The 17,860-nt window shown below is 66.9% G+C and carries 19 protein-coding genes; 13 read left to right on the top strand and 6 right to left on the bottom strand.

Annotation, left to right across the window (positions count from 1 at the left end; all coding sequences use genetic code 11):
- The first annotated feature begins 35 nt into the window (after nucleotides 1–35).
- Complete coding sequence (locus ACZI8W_RS14400) at nucleotides 36–836, top strand: enoyl-CoA hydratase/isomerase family protein (RefSeq protein WP_463369178.1); 801 nt, start codon at nucleotides 36–38, stop codon at nucleotides 834–836.
- A 36-nt stretch (nucleotides 837–872) separates the two neighbouring features.
- Here the strand turns inward: ACZI8W_RS14400 and ACZI8W_RS14395 are convergent, their stop codons facing one another.
- From ACZI8W_RS14395 to ACZI8W_RS14385, 3 genes are all read right to left on the bottom strand, one after another.
- The gene (locus ACZI8W_RS14395) at nucleotides 873–1,571 is read right to left on the bottom strand and encodes a uracil-DNA glycosylase (protein WP_463369177.1); all 699 of its coding nucleotides are present in this window, start codon (nucleotides 1,569–1,571) and stop codon (nucleotides 873–875) included.
- 64 nt (nucleotides 1,572–1,635) lie between these two features.
- On the bottom strand, nucleotides 1,636–2,157 hold the full coding sequence (locus ACZI8W_RS14390) for a gamma carbonic anhydrase family protein (protein WP_463369176.1): 522 nt from the start codon (nucleotides 2,155–2,157) through the stop codon (nucleotides 1,636–1,638).
- Between the two features lie 9 nt (nucleotides 2,158–2,166).
- A complete protein-coding gene (locus tag ACZI8W_RS14385) occupies nucleotides 2,167–3,162 on the bottom strand; it encodes a thiamine-phosphate kinase (protein WP_463369175.1) in 996 nt (331 codons plus the stop codon).
- A gap of 109 nt (nucleotides 3,163–3,271) precedes the next feature.
- Here ACZI8W_RS14385 and ACZI8W_RS14380 point away from each other — a divergent pair, with 109 nt between their 5' ends.
- The 6 genes from ACZI8W_RS14380 to ACZI8W_RS14355 all read left to right on the top strand — a co-directional run bounded on the left by ACZI8W_RS14380 (nucleotide 3,272) and on the right by ACZI8W_RS14355 (nucleotide 9,530).
- Nucleotides 3,272–3,919 (top strand): DUF3515 domain-containing protein, encoded by a 648-nt coding sequence (locus ACZI8W_RS14380; protein WP_463369174.1) that lies wholly within the window; start codon nucleotides 3,272–3,274, stop codon nucleotides 3,917–3,919.
- A 49-nt stretch (nucleotides 3,920–3,968) separates the two neighbouring features.
- A complete protein-coding gene (locus ACZI8W_RS14375; RefSeq protein ID WP_463369173.1) occupies nucleotides 3,969–6,071 on the top strand; it encodes a RecQ family ATP-dependent DNA helicase in 2,103 nt (700 codons plus the stop codon).
- Nucleotides 6,072–6,213: 142 nt separating this feature from the next.
- A complete protein-coding gene (gene ectA / locus ACZI8W_RS14370; protein ID WP_463369355.1) occupies nucleotides 6,214–6,732 on the top strand; it encodes a diaminobutyrate acetyltransferase in 519 nt (172 codons plus the stop codon).
- 68 nt (nucleotides 6,733–6,800) lie between these two features.
- Complete coding sequence (gene ectB / locus ACZI8W_RS14365) at nucleotides 6,801–8,084, top strand: diaminobutyrate--2-oxoglutarate transaminase (RefSeq protein WP_463369172.1); 1,284 nt, start codon at nucleotides 6,801–6,803, stop codon at nucleotides 8,082–8,084.
- Nucleotides 8,085–8,126: 42 nt separating this feature from the next.
- Nucleotides 8,127–8,528, top strand: a complete 402-nt coding sequence (locus ACZI8W_RS14360) for an ectoine synthase (RefSeq protein ID WP_463369171.1) — start codon at nucleotides 8,127–8,129, stop codon at nucleotides 8,526–8,528.
- A gap of 63 nt (nucleotides 8,529–8,591) precedes the next feature.
- Nucleotides 8,592–9,530 carry a D-isomer specific 2-hydroxyacid dehydrogenase family protein gene (locus ACZI8W_RS14355; protein ID WP_463369170.1) on the top strand — a complete coding sequence of 313 codons (939 nt, stop codon included), beginning with the start codon at nucleotides 8,592–8,594 and terminating at the stop codon, nucleotides 9,528–9,530.
- Here the strand turns inward: ACZI8W_RS14355 and ligD are convergent.
- On the bottom strand, nucleotides 9,524–10,489 hold the full coding sequence (ligD, locus tag ACZI8W_RS14350) for a non-homologous end-joining DNA ligase (RefSeq protein WP_463369169.1): 966 nt from the start codon (nucleotides 10,487–10,489) through the stop codon (nucleotides 9,524–9,526). The two genes, ACZI8W_RS14355 and ligD, sit on opposite strands and share 7 nt — an antisense overlap.
- 131 nt (nucleotides 10,490–10,620) lie before the next feature.
- On the opposite strand from ligD, the gene ACZI8W_RS14345 reads away from it, so the two are divergent.
- The 6 genes from ACZI8W_RS14345 (at nucleotide 10,621) to ACZI8W_RS14320 (ending at nucleotide 15,144) form a co-directional block, all read left to right on the top strand.
- A complete protein-coding gene (locus tag ACZI8W_RS14345) occupies nucleotides 10,621–11,226 on the top strand; it encodes a phosphoribosylanthranilate isomerase (protein WP_463369168.1) in 606 nt (201 codons plus the stop codon).
- 51 nt (nucleotides 11,227–11,277) lie between these two features.
- A complete protein-coding gene (locus tag ACZI8W_RS14340; protein ID WP_463369167.1) occupies nucleotides 11,278–12,816 on the top strand; it encodes an ATP-dependent DNA ligase in 1,539 nt (512 codons plus the stop codon).
- 24 nt (nucleotides 12,817–12,840) lie between these two features.
- A complete protein-coding gene (locus ACZI8W_RS14335; protein ID WP_463369166.1) occupies nucleotides 12,841–13,701 on the top strand; it encodes an NAD-dependent protein deacetylase in 861 nt (286 codons plus the stop codon).
- A 69-nt stretch (nucleotides 13,702–13,770) separates the two neighbouring features.
- Nucleotides 13,771–14,397: a LysR substrate-binding domain-containing protein gene (locus ACZI8W_RS14330; RefSeq protein ID WP_463369165.1), complete on the top strand. Its 627-nt coding sequence runs from the start codon at nucleotides 13,771–13,773 to the stop codon at nucleotides 14,395–14,397.
- Between the two features lie 76 nt (nucleotides 14,398–14,473).
- On the top strand, nucleotides 14,474–14,731 hold the full coding sequence (locus ACZI8W_RS14325) for a FitA-like ribbon-helix-helix domain-containing protein (RefSeq protein WP_463369164.1): 258 nt from the start codon (nucleotides 14,474–14,476) through the stop codon (nucleotides 14,729–14,731).
- Nucleotides 14,728–15,144 (top strand): type II toxin-antitoxin system VapC family toxin, encoded by a 417-nt coding sequence (locus ACZI8W_RS14320; protein ID WP_463369163.1) that lies wholly within the window; start codon nucleotides 14,728–14,730, stop codon nucleotides 15,142–15,144. The genes ACZI8W_RS14325 and ACZI8W_RS14320 overlap by 4 nt, the downstream gene beginning before the upstream one ends.
- Nucleotides 15,145–15,215: 71 nt before the next feature.
- On the opposite strand, the gene proB is transcribed toward ACZI8W_RS14320, so the two are convergent.
- Both proB and obgE read right to left on the bottom strand, forming a co-directional pair.
- Nucleotides 15,216–16,316: a glutamate 5-kinase gene (gene proB, locus ACZI8W_RS14315; protein WP_463369162.1), complete on the bottom strand. Its 1,101-nt coding sequence runs from the start codon at nucleotides 16,314–16,316 to the stop codon at nucleotides 15,216–15,218.
- A gap of 13 nt (nucleotides 16,317–16,329) precedes the next feature.
- Nucleotides 16,330–17,784: a GTPase ObgE gene (gene obgE, locus ACZI8W_RS14310; protein WP_463369161.1), complete on the bottom strand. Its 1,455-nt coding sequence runs from the start codon at nucleotides 17,782–17,784 to the stop codon at nucleotides 16,330–16,332.
- Between the last annotated feature and the right edge of the window lie 76 nt (nucleotides 17,785–17,860).

The following is a 17,860-nucleotide window of genomic DNA, read 5'->3' as shown; positions in this document are numbered from 1 at the left end:
GATCGTTCGGCCATAGATACCGATATGGTGCGACTGTGACCGATAACTTACAGCCCCTCGTACGCGTGGAGGACGGTGTGCTGCGGATCGCCGTGGCGACCGCCGAACACGGCACGTCGTTGTCCCCCGAAGGCATGCGGCAGGGTATCGATGCCCTGCGTTCGGCCGGCCCCGAGATCGGCGCAGTTCTGCTGGTCGGCGAGGGCGCCAACTTCTGTGCGGGTGGAAACGTCCACGGCTTCGCCGCGGCGGAAGACCGAGGCGCCCACCTGTTCGACATCGCGAACTTGTTCCACGACTTCGTTCGCGAACTCGATGCCATCGCGGTTCCTGTCGTCGCCGCAGTCCACGGCTGGGCGGCCGGTGCGGGAATGAGCATCGTGCTGCACGCCGACATCGCGTTCGCAGGTCCCGGAACGAAACTGCGGGCCGCCTACCCGTCGATCGGATTCACCCCGGACGGTGGCATGTCATGGACTCTGCCGCGCGTCGTGGGACTCGCCCGTGCCCGCGAACTCATCCTCACCGATGCTGTGATCAGCGCCGACGAAGGTGTCCGGCTCGGATTACTCAGCCGCATCGTCGGCGACGACGAGATCCAGGGCGAGGCCCTGCGGATCGCACGCACCCTGGCGCACGGCCCGACCGCCTCCTACGCGGGCATCCACCGCCTGGTGAACGAGTCCGTTCATCGGTCTCTGTCCGAACAGCTGGATGCCGAGGCCGCAGCCATCTCCGCTGCGGCAACCACCCCCACCGGCATCGAAGGTGTGGATGCGTTCGTCGAGAAGCGTCGCCCCGATTGGTCGCTGGGCGCGGGAACCGACCACCAGTGATTGCCGCGAGCCGATGGGCTGCCGCACGCCGCTCGGCTATGGCAGACGCCAGTCCACCGGCTCGCCGCCCTGCTCCACCAGCAACGCGTTCGCGCGACTGAAGGGCTTCGATCCGAAGAACCCGCGCGAGGCCGACAGCGGCGACGGGTGCGCAGACTCGACAGTCGGGACGTCACCGAGCATCGGGCGGAGGGTCGCTGCGTCACGACCCCACAGAATCGCGACGAGCGGGGCCTCCCGCGCGACGAGTGCTCGGATCGCCTGTTCGGTGACGCTTTCCCACCCTTTACGCCGATGCGAGGCGGGTTGACCCGGTTGCACGGTGAGCACCCGGTTCAGCAGCAACACTCCCTGCTCCGACCAGGGTGTGAGATCGCCGTCGGTGGGTTGCGGCAATCCGAGGTCGGCGCCGTACTCGCGGTAGATGTTGGCGAGGCTGCGCGGAATAGGTCGCACGTCCGGTGCGACGGAGAAGCTCAACCCGACCGCGTGGCCGGGTGTCGGGTACGGGTCCTGGCCGACGATCAGCACCCGCACGCGGTCGAACGGGTGAGTGAACGCACGCAGGACGTTCTCGCCGGACGGCAGATACTTGCGCCCGGCCGCGATCTCCGCCCTGAGGAACGCGCCCATCGCGGTGATGTCGTCGACGACCGGCGCGAGGGCCGCCGCCCACCCCGGGTCGACGATCTCCGACAGAGGCTTCGGTGCCCGCTCGGTCGTCTGCTCGCTCACGTCGGTTACTCCTCCGTCGTTTGGTCGGGTCGCTACCGGTTCTGGCCGCTCGATGGAGCCCTGATCAGTCGATTCGACGCAGAGCGGTGCGGTAGTAGTCGGCGTTCGCGGCGTACATCTTCGCGTTCGCATCGAAGTGTCCCTCGGGCAACTCGACTCCTTCACGAATCTTCGCGGGAATCCCCATGGCCATCCGGCGCGCCGGAAGTTCGAAGCGCGGCGGGATCAGGGCGCCGGCTGCAACCTGTGCGCCCGCGCCGATCGTCGAACCGTTGAGTACGAGCGAACCCGATCCGATCAGTGCGCCGTCACCGATCGTGGCGCCCTCGATGTGGGTGTTGTGGCCGACCACGCACCGTGCGCCGAGGATCGTGTCGTCGAGTGCGGTGCAGTGGATGATCGTGCCGTCCTGGATGTTGGTCTCGTCGCCGACGACGATCCGGCCGTAGTCGGCCCGCAGCACCGCGGACGGCCACACCGAGGCGTGAGCACCGAGGGTGACATCGCCGATGACCACCGCATCGGGATGCACGTAGGCCGTGGGGTGGATGTCGGGTGTGCGGTCGCCGAGAGCGTAAACAGCCATGCCGGAAACCTATCTCGAGGTCTCGCACTCGAAACTCTCCCACCCACCCGGGGCATCCCAGTTCCGGCCGTCGACCGTCACGCCCCTGCCGTCGTGCACGCGGCCGATTCGTCGCCATCCGTCCGGCAACACCGCATCGGGGGGGAAGCACGCGGCGAGGGCGTGATCTTCGCCTCCGGTGAACACCCATGTCCACGGGTCGGCTCCGAGTTCCCCCGCCGCCGCTCTCAGGCGCGGGCCGGGTTCGAGGGCGGGTTGTTCCACGGTGATCGCGACCCCCGATGAGACCGCGATGTGCCCGAGGTCGGCGAGCAGACCGTCGGAGATGTCGGTCCCGGCGTGCGCCCCGGCGAGTACCGCACCGACACCGGCCTCGTAGGGCGGCGACGGAACCCGGTGTGCGTCGACGAGGTCGGTGAATCCGGTGTGTCCGGCCGCAAGCACGGCCAGCCCGGCCGCAGACGTTCCGGTACGGCCGGCGAGTGCGACGATGTCACCTGAGCGTGCCTCCGAACGCAACAGCGGTGCGCGTCCCTGCAGGTCGCCGAGAACAGTGACGGCGACGATCACCTGGTCGGCCTGGACGAGGTCTCCCCCGACCACGCCGGCACCGATCGCTTCTGCAGCCTCACCGATGCCCGCGGAGATTCCGTCGAGCACCGAGACGGGGGTGTCGGGTGGACACCCGAGTCCGACGAGGAACGCGGTGGGTCGTGCACCCATCGCGGCGACATCCGCACCGTTCTGCGCCACCGCCTTGCGTCCGACGTCCTGCGGTGACGACCAGTCCAGCCGGAAATGGCGGCCTTCGACGAGCATGTCGGTGGAGACCGCGACCCGGCCGTCCGACGCCGCAACGATCGCGGCGTCGTGGCCTGGCCCCACCAGCGTCGTGAGGGGTTGCCGGCGGCCGGCAGCCGCTCGGGCGATCGTGGGGAACTCCCCCACCTCGGCGACGGTGAGTTCCCGCTCGGGGCTGCTGGGCGAACCGATCGGATCCGACACGGTGATTGGCGCCTCTTTCTCGATCGGCTGTGGTGGCGCGGAGCGGCCACCCTGCTAGCGTCGTCGAACGCTACCTTCCTACCCGCTCACTCTCCGATTCCGGGAAAATATGAACGACAACTCTGCGCCCGAACCCGATCCGACCGCGGCGGATGCCGCCGAGAGCACAGCGGATGCCACCGAGACCACAGCGGATGCCACCGGGAGCACAGGGGACGGGCCTCGCCGTAGCCCAGCGCTGATCGCAACGGCGGTCGCACTGCCCGTCGCGCTCCTCACCGGCATCATCGTGGCGGCCGTCATGGTGGCGCGGACTCCCGTGACCAGCCCGGTGGGCCTGGGGCCGGTTCCGGCACCGGACGCGGAATCGGAGTCGTGCACCGATCTGCTCGCCGCGCTTCCCGAGAACATGAGCGACTTCGCCCGTGCAGAGCTTGCCGATCCGGCACCGGTCGGCGCGGCGGCGTGGCAGGCCCCCGACGCCTCCGAGGTGGTCCTGCGTTGCGGTCTGGACCGGCCCGCCGAGTTCGATCAGGCCGCCGCGCTGCAGATCATCGACGGAGTGCAGTGGTTCGAGGTGTCGGGCGCCGAGCAGGGCATCGATGCCAGCACGTGGTATGCGGTGGATCGTCCGGTCTACGTCGCGCTGACCATTCCGGACACCTCGGGCCCGACTCCTCTGCAGGACATCTCGTCGACGCTGATCGATGTCCTGCCGCAGCAGGACATCGATCCCGCTCCGGTCGAAGGCCCCTGAGGCTGCGCACAGCGGGCAGGACGTCGGTGTACTCGTGCACGATGGGCACATGAGTACCTCCCTGATCGATCTGCGCGACGAGGCCGAACGACTACTCGCCGAACTTGCCGGGCCCGGCGCGACGCTCCGCGGCGATCAGTGGACGGCGATCGAAGCGCTCGTGGTGCACCGGCGCCGCGCACTCGTGGTGCAACGCACCGGCTGGGGCAAGTCCGCGGTGTATTTCATCTCCGCCAAGCTTCTCCGCGCCCACGGCCACGGGCCCACCGTCATCGTCTCGCCCCTGCTCGCCTTGATGCGCAATCAGGTGGACGCGGCGGAACGCGCCGGTGTTCATGCCGCGACGATCAACTCGGGGAACGTCACCGAATGGGCCGGCATCCATCAGCGCATCGCGGACGGCGATATCGACGTTCTGCTCGTCAGTCCCGAGCGGCTCAACAATCCGGACTTCCGCGACCAGGTCCTGCCGTCGCTGGCCCGCGACGCCGGCCTCGTGGTCGTCGACGAAGCGCATTGTGTTTCGGATTGGGGCCACGACTTCCGGCCCGATTACCGGCGGATCCGCACCCTGGTCGCAGAACTCGGCGAAGGCATACCCGTCCTGGCGACCACCGCGACCGCGAACGACCGGGTGGTCGCTGATGTCGCCGCGCAGTTGGGGGTGGGCGCGGGAAGCAACGATACGCTCGTTCTGCGGGGCGGGCTCGATCGCCCGTCGCTGCATCTGTCCGTGGTGCGGATCGACGAGCCGGCGAAACGTGCCGCATGGCTCGCGCAACACCTGCACGAACTTCCGGGCTCGGGCATCGTCTATGCCTTGACGGTGTCCGCGGCACACGACCTGTCGTCATTGCTGGCCGAACACGGTCACGCGGTGGCCGCGTATACGGGGCAGACCGACACCGCCGAGCGTGAACAACTCGAAGCCGATCTCCTCTCGAACCGCATCAAGGCACTCGTCGCGACATCTGCGCTCGGGATGGGTTTCGACAAACCCGATCTCGGATTCGTGGTGCATCTCGGGGCCCCGTCGTCGCCGATCTCGTACTACCAGCAGGTCGGGCGCGCGGGCCGGTCCACCGACCGCGCCGAAGTGATCCTCCTGCCCGGCAGCGAGGACCGGCAGATATGGAGGTGGTTCGTTTCGGTCGCGTTCCCGGAGGAGTCGCTGGTTCGTCGCGTGATCGGGGCACTCGATGACGAACGTCCACTGTCCACGCAGGCACTGGAGCCTCGTGTCGACCTCAATCGGTCGCGCCTCGAGATGGTGCTGAAGGTTCTCGACGTCGACGGTGCGGTGCGTCGCGTCAAAGGCGGCTGGATCGCGACCGGGCAGTCATGGGAGTACGACGCCGAGCGTTACGCCCGACTCGAGGTGGCGCGCGCGGCCGAGCAGGAGGCGATGCTCGACTACGAGCGGACCACGGGCTGTCGGATGGTCTTTCTCCGGCGCCAGCTGGACGATCCCGAGTCGAGTCCGGACATGCCCGGGTGCGGTCGATGCGACAACTGCACAGGAGTTCGATGGGACGCCGGTGTCGACGACGACGAGGTTCAACGCACCCGCGACCGGCTCGAACGTCCGGGTGTCGATCTCCCGCCCCGGAAGCAGTGGCCCACCGGGATGGCCACCCTGGGCGTGAAGTTGTCCGGGAAGATCACCGATGGGCCGGAGCCCGGTCGTGTGCTCGGCCGGCTGTCCGATCTCGGGTGGGGCCCACGATTGCGAATGCTGCTGGACGGCCCGGACGCCGAGGCGCCCGACTCGGTGGTGAAGGCCGCGGTGGCCGTCCTGGCGGCCTGGGACTGGGCCGAGCGGCCGACCGCGGTGATGGCACTGGAGTCACCCGACCACCCGGTACTCGTGGAATCGCTCGCCGGGCAGCTCGCTCGACTCGGCCGTCTGCAGAACTTGGGTGTCCTGCGTCGACGCACCGGTGTCCCGGCCGTGACCGCCGCGAACTCGGCGTACCGGATCGCCGCCTTGGTCGACGCGTGGGAGCCGGTGGATCTCCACGGGCATCACGGGCCGGTGCTCCTCCTCGATGCCGTGACCGATACCGGATGGACCTTGACGATGGCGGCGCGGCATCTCATCGGGTCGGGAGCCGGCCGGATCCTGCCCTTCGCACTGGCGAGCCCGAAGTAATCGCTCGGGGAACGCCGGACGATACGCAATTGTGACTGGCCTCACAAGCACTGCCTCACCTGCACAGAGCCCGTACTATCCGCTGCAGATTCAGGCCAAAGGGGTGATTTCGCTCGGGAGTCTTGTTAGGTTCGAAGTACTTATGAAGCCCGTTATGGAAAGTAGTACCCCAACGACCGAACCGGCTGAATTGAGTTTTCGGAGCTTGCAAATCTCCGACGGAAAGCGTTTGTGGCAGATTGCCCGCGATTCCGAGGTGCTCGACGTCAATTCCGGTTACGCGTATGTGCTGTGGTGTCGTGACTTCGCCGATACATCGGTTGTCGCGGCCGACGAGACCGGCCGCCCGGTCGGATTCATCACCGGTTACCGCAGGCAGGATTCCCCGCAGACGCTGTTCGTGTGGCAGGTTGCCGTCGACGCTGATCAGCGTGGCCGCGGAGTGGCCGGGCGCATGCTCGACGCTCTCCTCGACCGCCTGCGACCGTCCGGCGTGACCCGGCTGGAAACCACAGTGAGCCCCGACAACGCCGCTTCGATCGCTATGTTCACCGCCCTGGCACGTCGCCGTGGCACTCATATCACGCGAACGGATTTGTTCGCTCCCGACGATTTTCCCGATTCACATCTGGCGGAAGATCTCTACACGATCGGCGATTGATCAGGGATTTCTCGGGTATCCCGAACCTGAGTTCGCGATCGCATTCATCACAGGAGGACCAGAAAGCAATGACCATCCTGGAAGACAAGCCCAACACCCACGTTGGTAACGATATCTTCGAGCACCTCGAATCCGAGGTCCGCAGTTACAGCCGTGGGTGGCCCGCAGTATTCGACACAGCGTCCGGCTCCTGGCTGCGGAGCGAGGACGGCAAGGACTACCTGGACTTCTTCGCCGGTGCCGGTGCCCTGAACTACGGGCACAACAACCCGATCCTGAAGTCCGCCCTGGTGGACTACATCATGAGAGACGGGGTCACGCACGGCCTCGACATGATGACCACCGCGAAGCGCGATCTCCTCGAGACCTTCGAGAACGTGATCCTGAAGCCGCGTGGCCTCGACTACAAGGTCCAGTTCCCCGGCCCCACCGGCACCAACGCCGTCGAGTCCGCTCTCAAGTTGGCCCGCAAGGTCACCGGCCGCGAATCGATCATCAACTTCACCAACGCGTTCCACGGCATGACGCTCGGAGCCCTGTCGGTCACCGGCAACTCGATGAAACGCGCCGGCGCCGGCGTTCCGCTCGTGCACGCGACTCCGATGCCGTTCGACAACTACTTCAACGGGGTCACCGAAGACTTCCAGTGGTTCTCCCGCGTGCTCGACGACTCCGGCAGTGGCCTCAACCGGCCCGCCGCGGTGATCGTCGAGACCGTTCAGGGTGAGGGCGGCGTCAATGTCGCACGCCCCGAATGGCTGCGCGCACTGGCGGATCTGTGCGCCGAGCGCGACATCCTGCTCATCGTCGACGATGTCCAGATGGGCTGCGGCCGCACCGGCGCCTTCTTCTCGTTCGAGGAAGCAGGCATCACCCCCGACATCGTGACGCTGTCGAAGTCCATCGGCGGTTACGGCCTGCCGATGGCGCTCACGCTGTTCAAGCGGGAACTCGATGTGTGGGGCCCGGGCGAGCACAACGGCACGTTCCGTGGCAACAACCCGTCGTTCATCACTGCGTCCGCAGCACTGAAGCACTACTGGACCAACGACGAGCTCGAGCGTGGCACGCTGCGCAAGGGCGAGCGCATCCATCAGACGTTCATGAACCTGTCCGACAAGTTCGACGGAGTGTCGACTCGCGGTCGCGGCCTGGTGCAGGGTCTGGTGTTCGACGACCCGGCTGATGCCGACAAGGTATGTGCCTTCGCCTTCGAGCAGGGGCTGCTGGCCGAGACGTCGGGTCCGTCCGACGAGGTCGTCAAGCTGCTGCCGCCGCTGACCATCACCGACGACGAGCTCGAGTACGGTCTGAACATCCTCGCCGAGGCCACCGCCAAGGTTCGTTCCTGACCGACCGTCCCCAGTTCATCAGCAGAAAGAGCACCGCATCACATGATCGTGCGCACCACCGACGAGATCACCGACACCGAGCGCGACATCACCTCCGAGGACGGACAGTGGCGTAGTAAGCGCATCGTTCTTGCCGGCGACAAAGTCGGTTTCTCGTTCCACGAGACCGTCATCGAGCCGGGAACGATCAACGAGTTCCACTACGCGAACCACATCGAGGCCGTCTGGCTGGTGGAGGGTACCGGCAAACTGCGCGACCTCGACAACGATGTCGTGTACGACCTCGCGCCGGGTTCGATGTACCTGCTGAACGGACACGAGCGGCACCGTGTCGAGCCTGACACCCGCATGCGGATGCTGTGCGTGTTCAATCCGCCGGTCACCGGGCGTGAGGTGCACGACGAGAACGGGGTCTACCCGCTCATCGTCGAAGAGACCGCTTGACCGACCTGAAAGCAGGGGTCACACAGCGTGACCGATGCGGGGCGGACGCATAGAGTCGAGGCCATGACCTCCTCTGCGCGTTCGCCCCGCATTGCTGTCGGTCCCCGGCCCGACGACGTGTTCGTCCGAGCGGTCTCCAGCGGAGGCGCGATCACGGTGTCGCTCGAGGAGCGTCCCGACGCACTGATCTGGACCAGCGGACCGGATCTTTTTCCTGGAACCCTTCCCGACTCAGTACGCTGGGTGCAGTTACCTTCGGCAGGTGTCGAACACTGGCTCTCGGAGGGCATCATCAAGCGCCACCCACAGGTGCTGTGGACGTCTGCGGCCGGTGCGTACTCGGCCACCGTCGCCGAGCACGCCCTGATGTTGCTGCTCGCCGGTGTGCGAGCACTCCCCCACCATCTGGCGGCGACGTCCTGGGCACCCGAGTCGTTCTACCCGCGTCTGGGCACGCTGCGGGGAGCGACGATCGGCATCATCGGCGCGGGCGGAATCGGACGCGCGCTCATCCCGATGCTTGCCGCACTCGGTGCACGAGCCCTGGCCGTCAACCGGAGCGGACGTCCCGTCCCCGGCGCAGTCGAGACGTTCTCCGTGGAGCGGATCAGCGAGATATGGTCGGTTGCAGATCATTTCGTGGTCTCTGCAGCGGCCACGCCGGATACCGAGCATCTGATCGGCGCCGAGGAACTGGCGGCGATGAAGCCGGCCGCGTGGCTGGTGAACATCGCGCGTGGCAACCTCATCGATACCGACGCCTTGGTCGGCGCATTGACTGCAGGCACGATCGCGGGTGCAGGTCTTGACGTCACAGACCCCGAACCCCTCCCCGGCGGGCATCCCCTGTGGTCGTTACCCAATGCGATGATCACGCCACACGATTCGAATCCGCCGGCGCTGCGGGTTCCCGCCTACGTGGACCGGGTGGTCGAGAACGTCACTCGGTTCGCGTCGGGAGTCGAACCTGTCGCGGCGATCGACGTGAGCGCCGGCTACTGAGATCCATCCTCTTCCTGCATGTCTCGCTCGTCCCGATCGGCCCATTCGAGGAGCCGATCGAGCGGGAACGAGTCGTCGTCGATACCGGCATGCAGGTCGCCGAGTTTCGCGTATCGGCCGGGGACGGTCTCGATGGTGAAATCGCGGGGTTCGAGATCGTCGATTTCGGCCCACCGCACCGGCGCCGAGACGGTTCCTTCCGGAACTCCGCGCACCGAATACGCGCCCGCGAGTGTGTGGTCGCGAGTGTTCTGGTTGTAGTCGACGAACACCGCAGTGGGGTCCCTGTCCTTACGCCACCACGTGGTGGTCACGTCCGCCGGCGCGCGCCGCTCCACTTCGCGCGCGAAAGCCAGTGCAGCCCTGCGTACATCGTCGAATCCCCAGTTCGGATCAATCCGTACGTAGACATGCAGCCCGTGTCCGCCAGAGGTCTTCGGCCACCCCACCGCGCCCAATTCGTCGAGTACTTCGTGCACCACCGACGCGACACGCCGCACCTTCCCGAAGTCGCATTCGGGCATCGGGTCGAGATCGATCCGCCACTCGTCGGGCTTCTCCACGTCGCCGCGGCGCGAGTTCCACGGATGGAACTCCACCGTCGACATCTGCACTGCCCACACGACGTCCGCGAGGTGCGTGACGCACAGTTCGTCGGCGTCGCGGTGGTATCGGGGGAAGTGCACACGGACGGTCTGCACCCAGTCCGGTGCGCCGCGCGGCAGCCGTTTCTGATGCACCTTGTCTCCCTCGAGCCCCTCGGGGAACCGATGCAGCATGCACGGACGATCCCGCAGTGCGCGAACAATGCCGTCTCCCACGGCGATGTAGTAGCGGGCGAGGTCGAGCTTGGTGACGCCGAGCGCCGGAAAATAGACCCGCTCGGGATGCGAGATCCGCACCGTTCGGCCGTCGACGTCCAGCTCGACTGCCGTCGACGAACTCTTTGCAGCTCCCATTCCCCGGGCTCCCGTCGTCGATCCTCTTCGCAGTCCATGGTCTCCTCTGGCCGCACCCCACATGCGGCATTCACCGACATCCGGGACCGCCCCGAACAACCGCCGGCTGGCCGCGACGTAGGGTTCGAGGTATGTTCGTCAAGATCTGCGGCCTGCGGGACCCCGAGCACGTAGCAGCAGCCGTCGCTGCGGGCGCCGACGCCATCGGGTTCGTGCTTGCCGCCAGCCCCCGGCACGTCACCCCGGAACGTGCGGCCGAGCTGGCCACCGACGTGCCCGAGAACGTGCTCACCGTCGGCGTGTTCGCCGGACAATCGGTCGAGGAGGTCCGCGAGCTCGCCGAAGCGTCCGGAGTCCGAGCGATCCAGCTGCACGGCAACTACCCGAACGAGGCATTCGCCGCGCTGGCAGATCATCCCGCGCGCCTGATCCGCGCCGTCGGCGCCGATACCGCCCAGCCCCTGAATACCGGTGCCTTCGGCGAAGACCTCCTGCTGGTCGACGCCCCGACACCGGGCAGTGGGCAATCGTGGGATCCCGCGGTACTACCGTCACTGCCGACGGGGCAGTGGCTGCTGGCCGGTGGTCTGTATCCCGATACCGTCGCCGCCGCCATTGCCGCGGTCCAGCCTTGGGGTGTCGACGTCTCGAGTGGTGTCGAAGTATCGCGCGGGGTGAAGGACTCCGACGCGATTCGTCGATTCGTCGCTGCGGCGAAGAGCGCGGGCGCGCGCTGACACTGTCGGCATTCGTCGACGTCGACCATCCTGCGGCGATACCGTCGAACGGTGCTGTTGACTCAGGTGGTCGAGACCTCTTCCGCGGTCGCCGCGACACGGTCGCGGAAGGTCAAGACAGGCGCCCTGCGAGCCCTGCTGGCACAGGCGACTCCCGATGAGGTCGAGCCTGTGGTGTCGTGGCTGTCCGGTGTGCTGCCGCAAGGGCGCATCGGCGTCGGGTACCGCACACTCGCGGCGTTGCAGGCAGCACCCGCCCACGATCCGACTCTGACGGTCACCGAGGTCGGCACACTCGTCGACCGCATCGCGGGCCTGTCCGGTCCCGGATCGACCGGACTGAGAATGGAAATGTTGTCGGACCTGTTCACCCGCGCCACCGTGTACGAGCAAGACTTCCTGGTGCAGCTGCTCGGCGGGGAGCTCCGACAGGGCGCACTCGAAGGCGTCATGACCGACGCCGTGGCGGCCACCGCGGAGCTGCCGGCCGACGCCGTACGACGCGCGGTGATGCTCTCGGGGCAACTCCCCCGTGCGGCAGCCGCGGCGTTCTCCGGTGGGCTCGATGCCCTGTCCGCGTTCCGGCTCGAGCTTGGGCGTCCGGTCCGGCCGATGCTCGCTGTGCCCGCCGCGTCCGTCGAATCGGCGCTCGACGAGTTCGCCGGCGACTGCACCGTCGAGTACAAACTCGACGGTGCACGCATTCAGGTGCACCGAGACGGCGGCTCGGTGCGGGTGTTCACGCGGACTCTGCGCGAGATCACCTCGTCGGTACCCGAACTCGTCGATCTGGTCGCCGAACTGCCGTGCCGCAGTGTCGTGTTGGACGGGGAGACGCTCGCCCTCACCGATACCGGGCGACCACGCCCGTTCCAGGAGACCATGAGCCGTTTCGGGTCGAGCACCGCCCGCGAACTCCTACTCCGCCCGTACTTCTTCGACTGCCTCCACCTCGACGGTGTCGACCTGCTCGATCTGCCGCTGACCGAACGCCTGACGTTCCTCGAGCGTGTCGCGGGTGCACATCGGATTCCGGCGGTGGACTCGCCGGAACCGGCTGCGGCGCACGCTCACCTCGAGGCCGCTCTCGAACACGGCCACGAGGGGGTCATGGTGAAGTCCCTGTCGTCGCCGTATCTGGCCGGTCGTCGGGGCCATGCGTGGCAGAAGATCAAACCCGAACACACGCTCGACCTGATCGTCCTCGGTGCCGAATGGGGCTACGGGCGTCGCACCGGGTTCTTGTCCAACCTGCACCTCGGTGCCCGCGACCCCGACGGCGGTCCCCCGATCATGGTCGGCAAGACCTTCAAGGGCCTGACCGACGCACTGCTGCGATGGCAGACCACCCGGTTCCCCGACTTCGAATCCCATCGCGACGACCACACTGTGTACCTGCGGCCCGAGTTGGTGGTCGAGATCGAACTCGACGGCGTGCAGACCAGCATTCGCTATCCGGGTGGTGTCGCGCTGCGCTTCGCCCGGGTTCTGCGCTACCGCCCCGACAAGTCGCCTGCCGACGCCGACAGTATCGACACCGTCCGGGGCCTGCTCCCCGCCCGAGGGACCAACACCACCGCGCAGGAATAGCATGGAGGCCGCGAAGGAGGGCCTGTGGTCGGTACCCGAGAGTCGACGGTGACGAACCCGTCCGAGGCGCTGCATACCCTTGTGGCCGGGCGACGCGTCGTCGTCCTCACCGGAGCCGGGGTGTCGACGGATTCCGGGATCCCCGATTATCGGGGCCCCGATTCACCGCCGCGCAATCCCATGACGTTTCAGCAGTTCGTCGGCGATCCCGAGTTCCGGCAACGCTACTGGGCGCGCAACCACGTCGGCTGGCGGCATATGGATGCCGCACGACCGAATGCCGGTCACCGGGCGGTCGCCGCGCTGGAACGGAGCGGCACCGTCCTCGGCGTCATCACCCAGAACGTCGACCTGCTGCACACGAAAGCGGGAAGCCGTCACGTGATCGACCTGCACGGCTCGTACGCTCAGGTCCGGTGTCTTGCATGCGAGAACCGCATCTCACGGTTCACGCTGCACGAACGGTTGTCGGCAGCGAACCCCGATTTCACGGAGCGCGCGCATGGCGTCACCGGCCTCGAGGTCGCGCCGGATGCCGACGCCGTCGTCGCCGACACCAGCGACTTCGTCGTCGTGGATTGTGACCGGTGCGGCGGCATGCTCAAACCCGACATCGTGTACTTCGGTGAGATCGTGCCGCGCCCCCGCGTCGACGCAGCCTACAAACTGGTCGACGACGCGGATGTGCTTCTCGTCGCGGGAAGCTCACTCACCGTGCAATCGGGACTGCGCTTCGTCCGTCGCGCTGTCGCACAGGGTATCCCGGTCGCGATCGTGAACCGTGGACCCAGTCGTGGAGATACCCACGCGACGGTGAAGATCGACGCGGGCACCTCCGAGGTGCTCAGTGCCCTGAGACGCGCTGGTACTACAGCCGAATATTGATCTTGGCGGCCCGTCCTCGCCGGTGACCCAAACCCCGCACGGAACTTTCCTCCCGTTGTCCGGGTTGCCGTGGGTCGTGAGGGAAAGGAAACCCGCAGAGCTGGGGGAAAGTGTCGCAGCGGTCGAACCTCTGGCCGACGTCGCCGGCGTGGAAGCTGCCTCCCCGGCGCGGCGACGCGAGCAGCGACGGCTTACGTCGTTCGACCACAGATCCGCCGGATCTCTCGAAGGGACCGGAGCAGATCTCGACGCGCAGGAAGCTCACGCGCCGGGAGCAACGGCAGCCGCACGTTCGGTGTGGAGATCCGCTGGATTCTCGGCAATCGCGGAACTCTCTGCCACACCATGGCCGTCCGTACGTGCCACTCCCAGGGCTTCGAACCGCACGTGACCCATCGGATCGACGACTTCGCGACGGTGCTCGGCCTGGTTGCGATCGGAGCCGGTGTCGCACTGGTACCGCAACTCGGCGCGATCGACGTCCCGCCATCAGTGGTGCTCACAGCCCTCCCGATCGGGAGACGGACCCGCATCGCATACCGCTCGGGCAGCACGCGCCGACCGGTCTTCGCCGCGGTGAGCGCCGAACTTCATCATGCGGCCGCGCCATTTCGCAGGGACGCAGAGAACCCCGAACCTAGATACGCACCAGATCGTCGGCATGCACGACCATCAAGCGAGAGTGATAGCAGGTAGGCTATCTTTGCCATCATCGATGGCACATACGCCGAACTATCACCACTGATGTCGGTCAGACGGGAGATGATAGCGAATGAAGAACGTGACGATCCGAAATCTGAGCGACGAAGTACACCGCGCTATCCGCCAGCGCGCAGCCGGAAACGAACGCAGCATCGAGGCCGAAATGCGCGCCATCCTCACCGAGGCAGTAAACCCGCCTGAGCGGGTCAAGCTCGGCACGCTCCTCTCCAGCGTCATCGGCGAGGAGAACCGGCTCACCGAGGACGAACAGGCCACCTACTTCGGCCGCGAAACGACCCCTCATGAACCGATGGAGTTCGGCCAGTGATCATCCTGGATACCAACGTCATCAGCGAGCCCACCACCAAGGCCCCAAACGATCGCGTCACAGCGTGGCTGGACGCCCAGGCCAGCGAGACCCTGTACCTGTCGGCGGTCACCGTCGGCGAACTCCGGTACGGCATCGCGACGATGCCCGCCGGTCGCCGTCGCGACGAGTACACAGATTGGCTGGAGAACTACACCCTGCCCGTGTTCACCGGCCGCATCCTGGCCTACGACCTGGATGCCACCGCGGAATACGGCCGCATGATGTCGCAGGCCCGCGCCGCAGGGCTCGCCATCGCCATCGCCGACGGGATGATTGCCGCCACAGCGGCTGCCGCAGGATTCACCGTCGCAACCCGCGATCGGGGGCCATTCGAGGCCGCCGGGATACCCACTATCGACCCGTGGCAATAGTCCACGGCTACAACAACATTCCGAACCCGTGAACAGAACGGTGTGCACGCCGGACAGAAGGAACTTCGGCGTCAGATGCGCACCAGATCGTCGGCATGCACGACGGGTCGCTGCAGGTCCTGAGGTAACTGCCGCGTGGAGAATCCGATCATGAAATCGAGTTCGCTCGGCTCGTAGGCCACGACACCACGGGCCACGGTGCGTTCGTCCGGTCCGACGAGCGCAACGACGTCACCTGCGTGGAAGCTGCCACTCATCCCGGTCACGCCGGCGGCGAGCAGCGACCTGCGGCGTTCGACGACGGCGCGCACCGCTCCCGCATCGAGATGCAGGGTGCCGAGGGTGTCGGCGGCGTGCCGCACCCAGAAGTGGCGCGCCGACATGCGCTCGGGGCGTGCAGCGAACGCGGTACCCACGTCGGCAGCGCTCAGCGCCCGAGCGGCATCCGACGCAGCGGCCAACAACACCGGCACCCCGGAGTCGGCGGCGAGCCGGGCCGCGGAAAGCTTGGTTGCCATTCCCCCGGTTCCGAGTGCACCGCCCGATCCGGCCACCACCCCGTCGAGATCTTCCGGGCTGGTGACCTCCGGAATCAGGGTCGCTCCGCCCTTTCGGGGATCCCCGTCGTACAGACCGTCGACATCCGAGAGGAGGACGAGTGCGTCCGCGCTGGTCAGGTGCGACACGAGCGCGGCGAGGCGGTCGTTGTCGCCGAAGCGCAACTCGACCGTCGCGACGGTGTCGTTTTCGTTGACCACGGGCACCGCGCCCAGCGACCGGAGCCGGTCGAGGGTGCGCTGCGCGTTCCGATGCTGGGTGCGACGGGCGATGTCGTCGGCGGTGAGAAGCACCTGCCCGACGGTGCGGTGGTACCGGGCGAACGAGGTTCCCCACGCGTGCGCGAGTGCGAGTTGCCCCACACTCGCGGCAGCCTGTTTGGTGGCGAGGTCGCGCGGTCGCATGGTCAGGCCGAGGGGCGCCAAACCGGCACCGACCGCACCCGACGACACAACCGTGACGTTCGAACCGGCCCGCATGCGCCCTTCGATGGCGTCGACGAGCTGATCGAGGCGTTCGCGGTCGAGGCCGCCCGCCAGGCTCGTGATGGCCGACGATCCGATCTTGACAATGATGCTGCGTGCGGAAGCGATGACCCCGCGGGTGTCGCTCACTGTGCTCCTCGGTTCAGAATTCGTCGTCGGTGGCGAGACCGCGGCGGACCTTCTTGGCATGACGACGTTCGGCGGCGCCCACCCGATCGGTCTGGTCGAGGCGCGCGTCGGTGCCGCGGCCCGTGGGCACCACGTCGACACCCGCATGGGTCTGCGGTTCCCATTCGAAGCTGACGTCGCCGATGGTGACGGAGCATCCCGGTTCGGCGCCCTGCTTGACCAGTTCGTCCTCGACGCCGAGCCGCGCGAGGCGATCGGCGAGATAACCGACGGCTTCGTCGTTGTCGAAGGCCGTCTGGCGGATCCAACGCTCGGGCCGAGTGCCGCGGACGATGAAGCCACCGGGCTCATTCGGGTCGGCGACGACGCTGAACCCGGTCTCGTCGCGGGCGACGGGACGGATGATGGGTCGGGCGGGAGCGGCAGGCGGATGAGCCGCACGGTAGTCCTCGACCATCTTCGCAAGGGCGAAGGTCAAGGGACGTAATCCTTCTCGACTCACCGCAGAGATCGTGAACACGGGCCATCCTCGGGCTTCGAACTCGGGGGTGACGAACTCGGCGAGTTCCGCGGCGTCGGGGACGTCGGCCTTGTTGAGGATGACGATTCGGGGGCGCTCGGAGAGTTCACCGAGACTGCTGTCGCCCGACAGCGCCGGCTGATACGCGGCGAGCTCCGCTTCCAGGGCATCGACGTCGGAGATCGGGTCGCGATTCGGTTCGAGGGTTGCGCAGTCCACCACGTGTGCGAGCACCGCGCAGCGCTCGAGGTGCCGGAGGAAGTCGAGCCCGAGACCGCGGCCTTCGCTGGCGCCGGGGATGAGCCCCGGCACGTCGGCGACGGTGAAGGTCGTATCGCCCGACTGCACGACGCCGAGGTTCGGCACCAGCGTGGTGAACGGGTAGTCGGCGATCTTCGGCTTCGCGGCAGACAGCACCGACACGAGCGACGACTTGCCCGCCGACGGGAATCCGACGAGACCGACATCGGCAACCGACTTCAGTTCGAGGACGAGGTCGAACTCCTCGCCTTCCTCACCGAGGAGCGCGAAGCCGGGCGCCTTGCGGGCGCGCGACGCGAGCGCGGCATTGCCGAGACCACCACGGCCCCCGTTCGCCGCGACATAGCGGGTGCCTGCCCCGACCATGTCGACGAGCACATGGCCGTCCTTGTCGAGGATCACCGTGCCGTCCGGCACCTTGAGAACGAGGTGCTTTCCGTTCGCTCCCTCGCGGTTCCCACCGGCTCCCTGCGAACCGTTCGACGCCTTCGCGTGCTGGTGGAAGTGGAAGTCGAGCAGCGTGTGCACACCTTCGTCGACCTCGAGGACGACGTCGCCGCCATTGCCCCCGTTGCCACCGTCGGGGCCTCCGAGCGGCTTGAACTTCTCGCGGTGGACAGAGGCGCAACCGTTGCCGCCCTTGCCGGCACTGACGTGCAGCACAACCCGGTCGATGAAGCGGGACATGGGTGGACCTCTCTCCGAACGAAAAATTGCCTATGAAACACACAATGCCTATGAAACACACAATAGGGGCGGGTCA

Source organism: Rhodococcus ruitaii (genome assembly GCF_055230935.1).
The sequence above is the reverse complement of the archived record's forward strand: the minus strand, read 5'-3'. Positions and strand labels throughout refer to the sequence as shown.

What these genes read in the sequence shown, in the direction of transcription:
- ACZI8W_RS14390 (WP_463369176.1), bottom strand. Translation starts at nt 2,157, where the DNA reads ATGGCTGTTTACGCTCTCGGCGACCGCACACCCGACATCCACCCCACG.
- ACZI8W_RS14380 (WP_463369174.1), top strand. Translation starts at nt 3,272, where the DNA reads ATGAACGACAACTCTGCGCCCGAACCCGATCCGACCGCGGCGGATGCC.
- ACZI8W_RS14375 (WP_463369173.1), top strand. Translation starts at nt 3,969, where the DNA reads ATGAGTACCTCCCTGATCGATCTGCGCGACGAGGCCGAACGACTACTC.
- ectA (WP_463369355.1), top strand. Translation starts at nt 6,214, where the DNA reads ATGAAGCCCGTTATGGAAAGTAGTACCCCAACGACCGAACCGGCTGAA.
- ectB (WP_463369172.1), top strand. Translation starts at nt 6,801, where the DNA reads ATGACCATCCTGGAAGACAAGCCCAACACCCACGTTGGTAACGATATC.
- ACZI8W_RS14360 (WP_463369171.1), top strand. Translation starts at nt 8,127, where the DNA reads ATGATCGTGCGCACCACCGACGAGATCACCGACACCGAGCGCGACATC.
- ACZI8W_RS14355 (WP_463369170.1), top strand. Translation starts at nt 8,592, where the DNA reads ATGACCTCCTCTGCGCGTTCGCCCCGCATTGCTGTCGGTCCCCGGCCC.
- ligD (WP_463369169.1), bottom strand. Translation starts at nt 10,489, where the DNA reads ATGGGAGCTGCAAAGAGTTCGTCGACGGCAGTCGAGCTGGACGTCGAC.
- ACZI8W_RS14345 (WP_463369168.1), top strand. Translation starts at nt 10,621, where the DNA reads ATGTTCGTCAAGATCTGCGGCCTGCGGGACCCCGAGCACGTAGCAGCA.
- ACZI8W_RS14325 (WP_463369164.1), top strand. Translation starts at nt 14,474, where the DNA reads ATGAAGAACGTGACGATCCGAAATCTGAGCGACGAAGTACACCGCGCT.
- obgE (WP_463369161.1), bottom strand. Translation starts at nt 17,784, where the DNA reads ATGTCCCGCTTCATCGACCGGGTTGTGCTGCACGTCAGTGCCGGCAAG.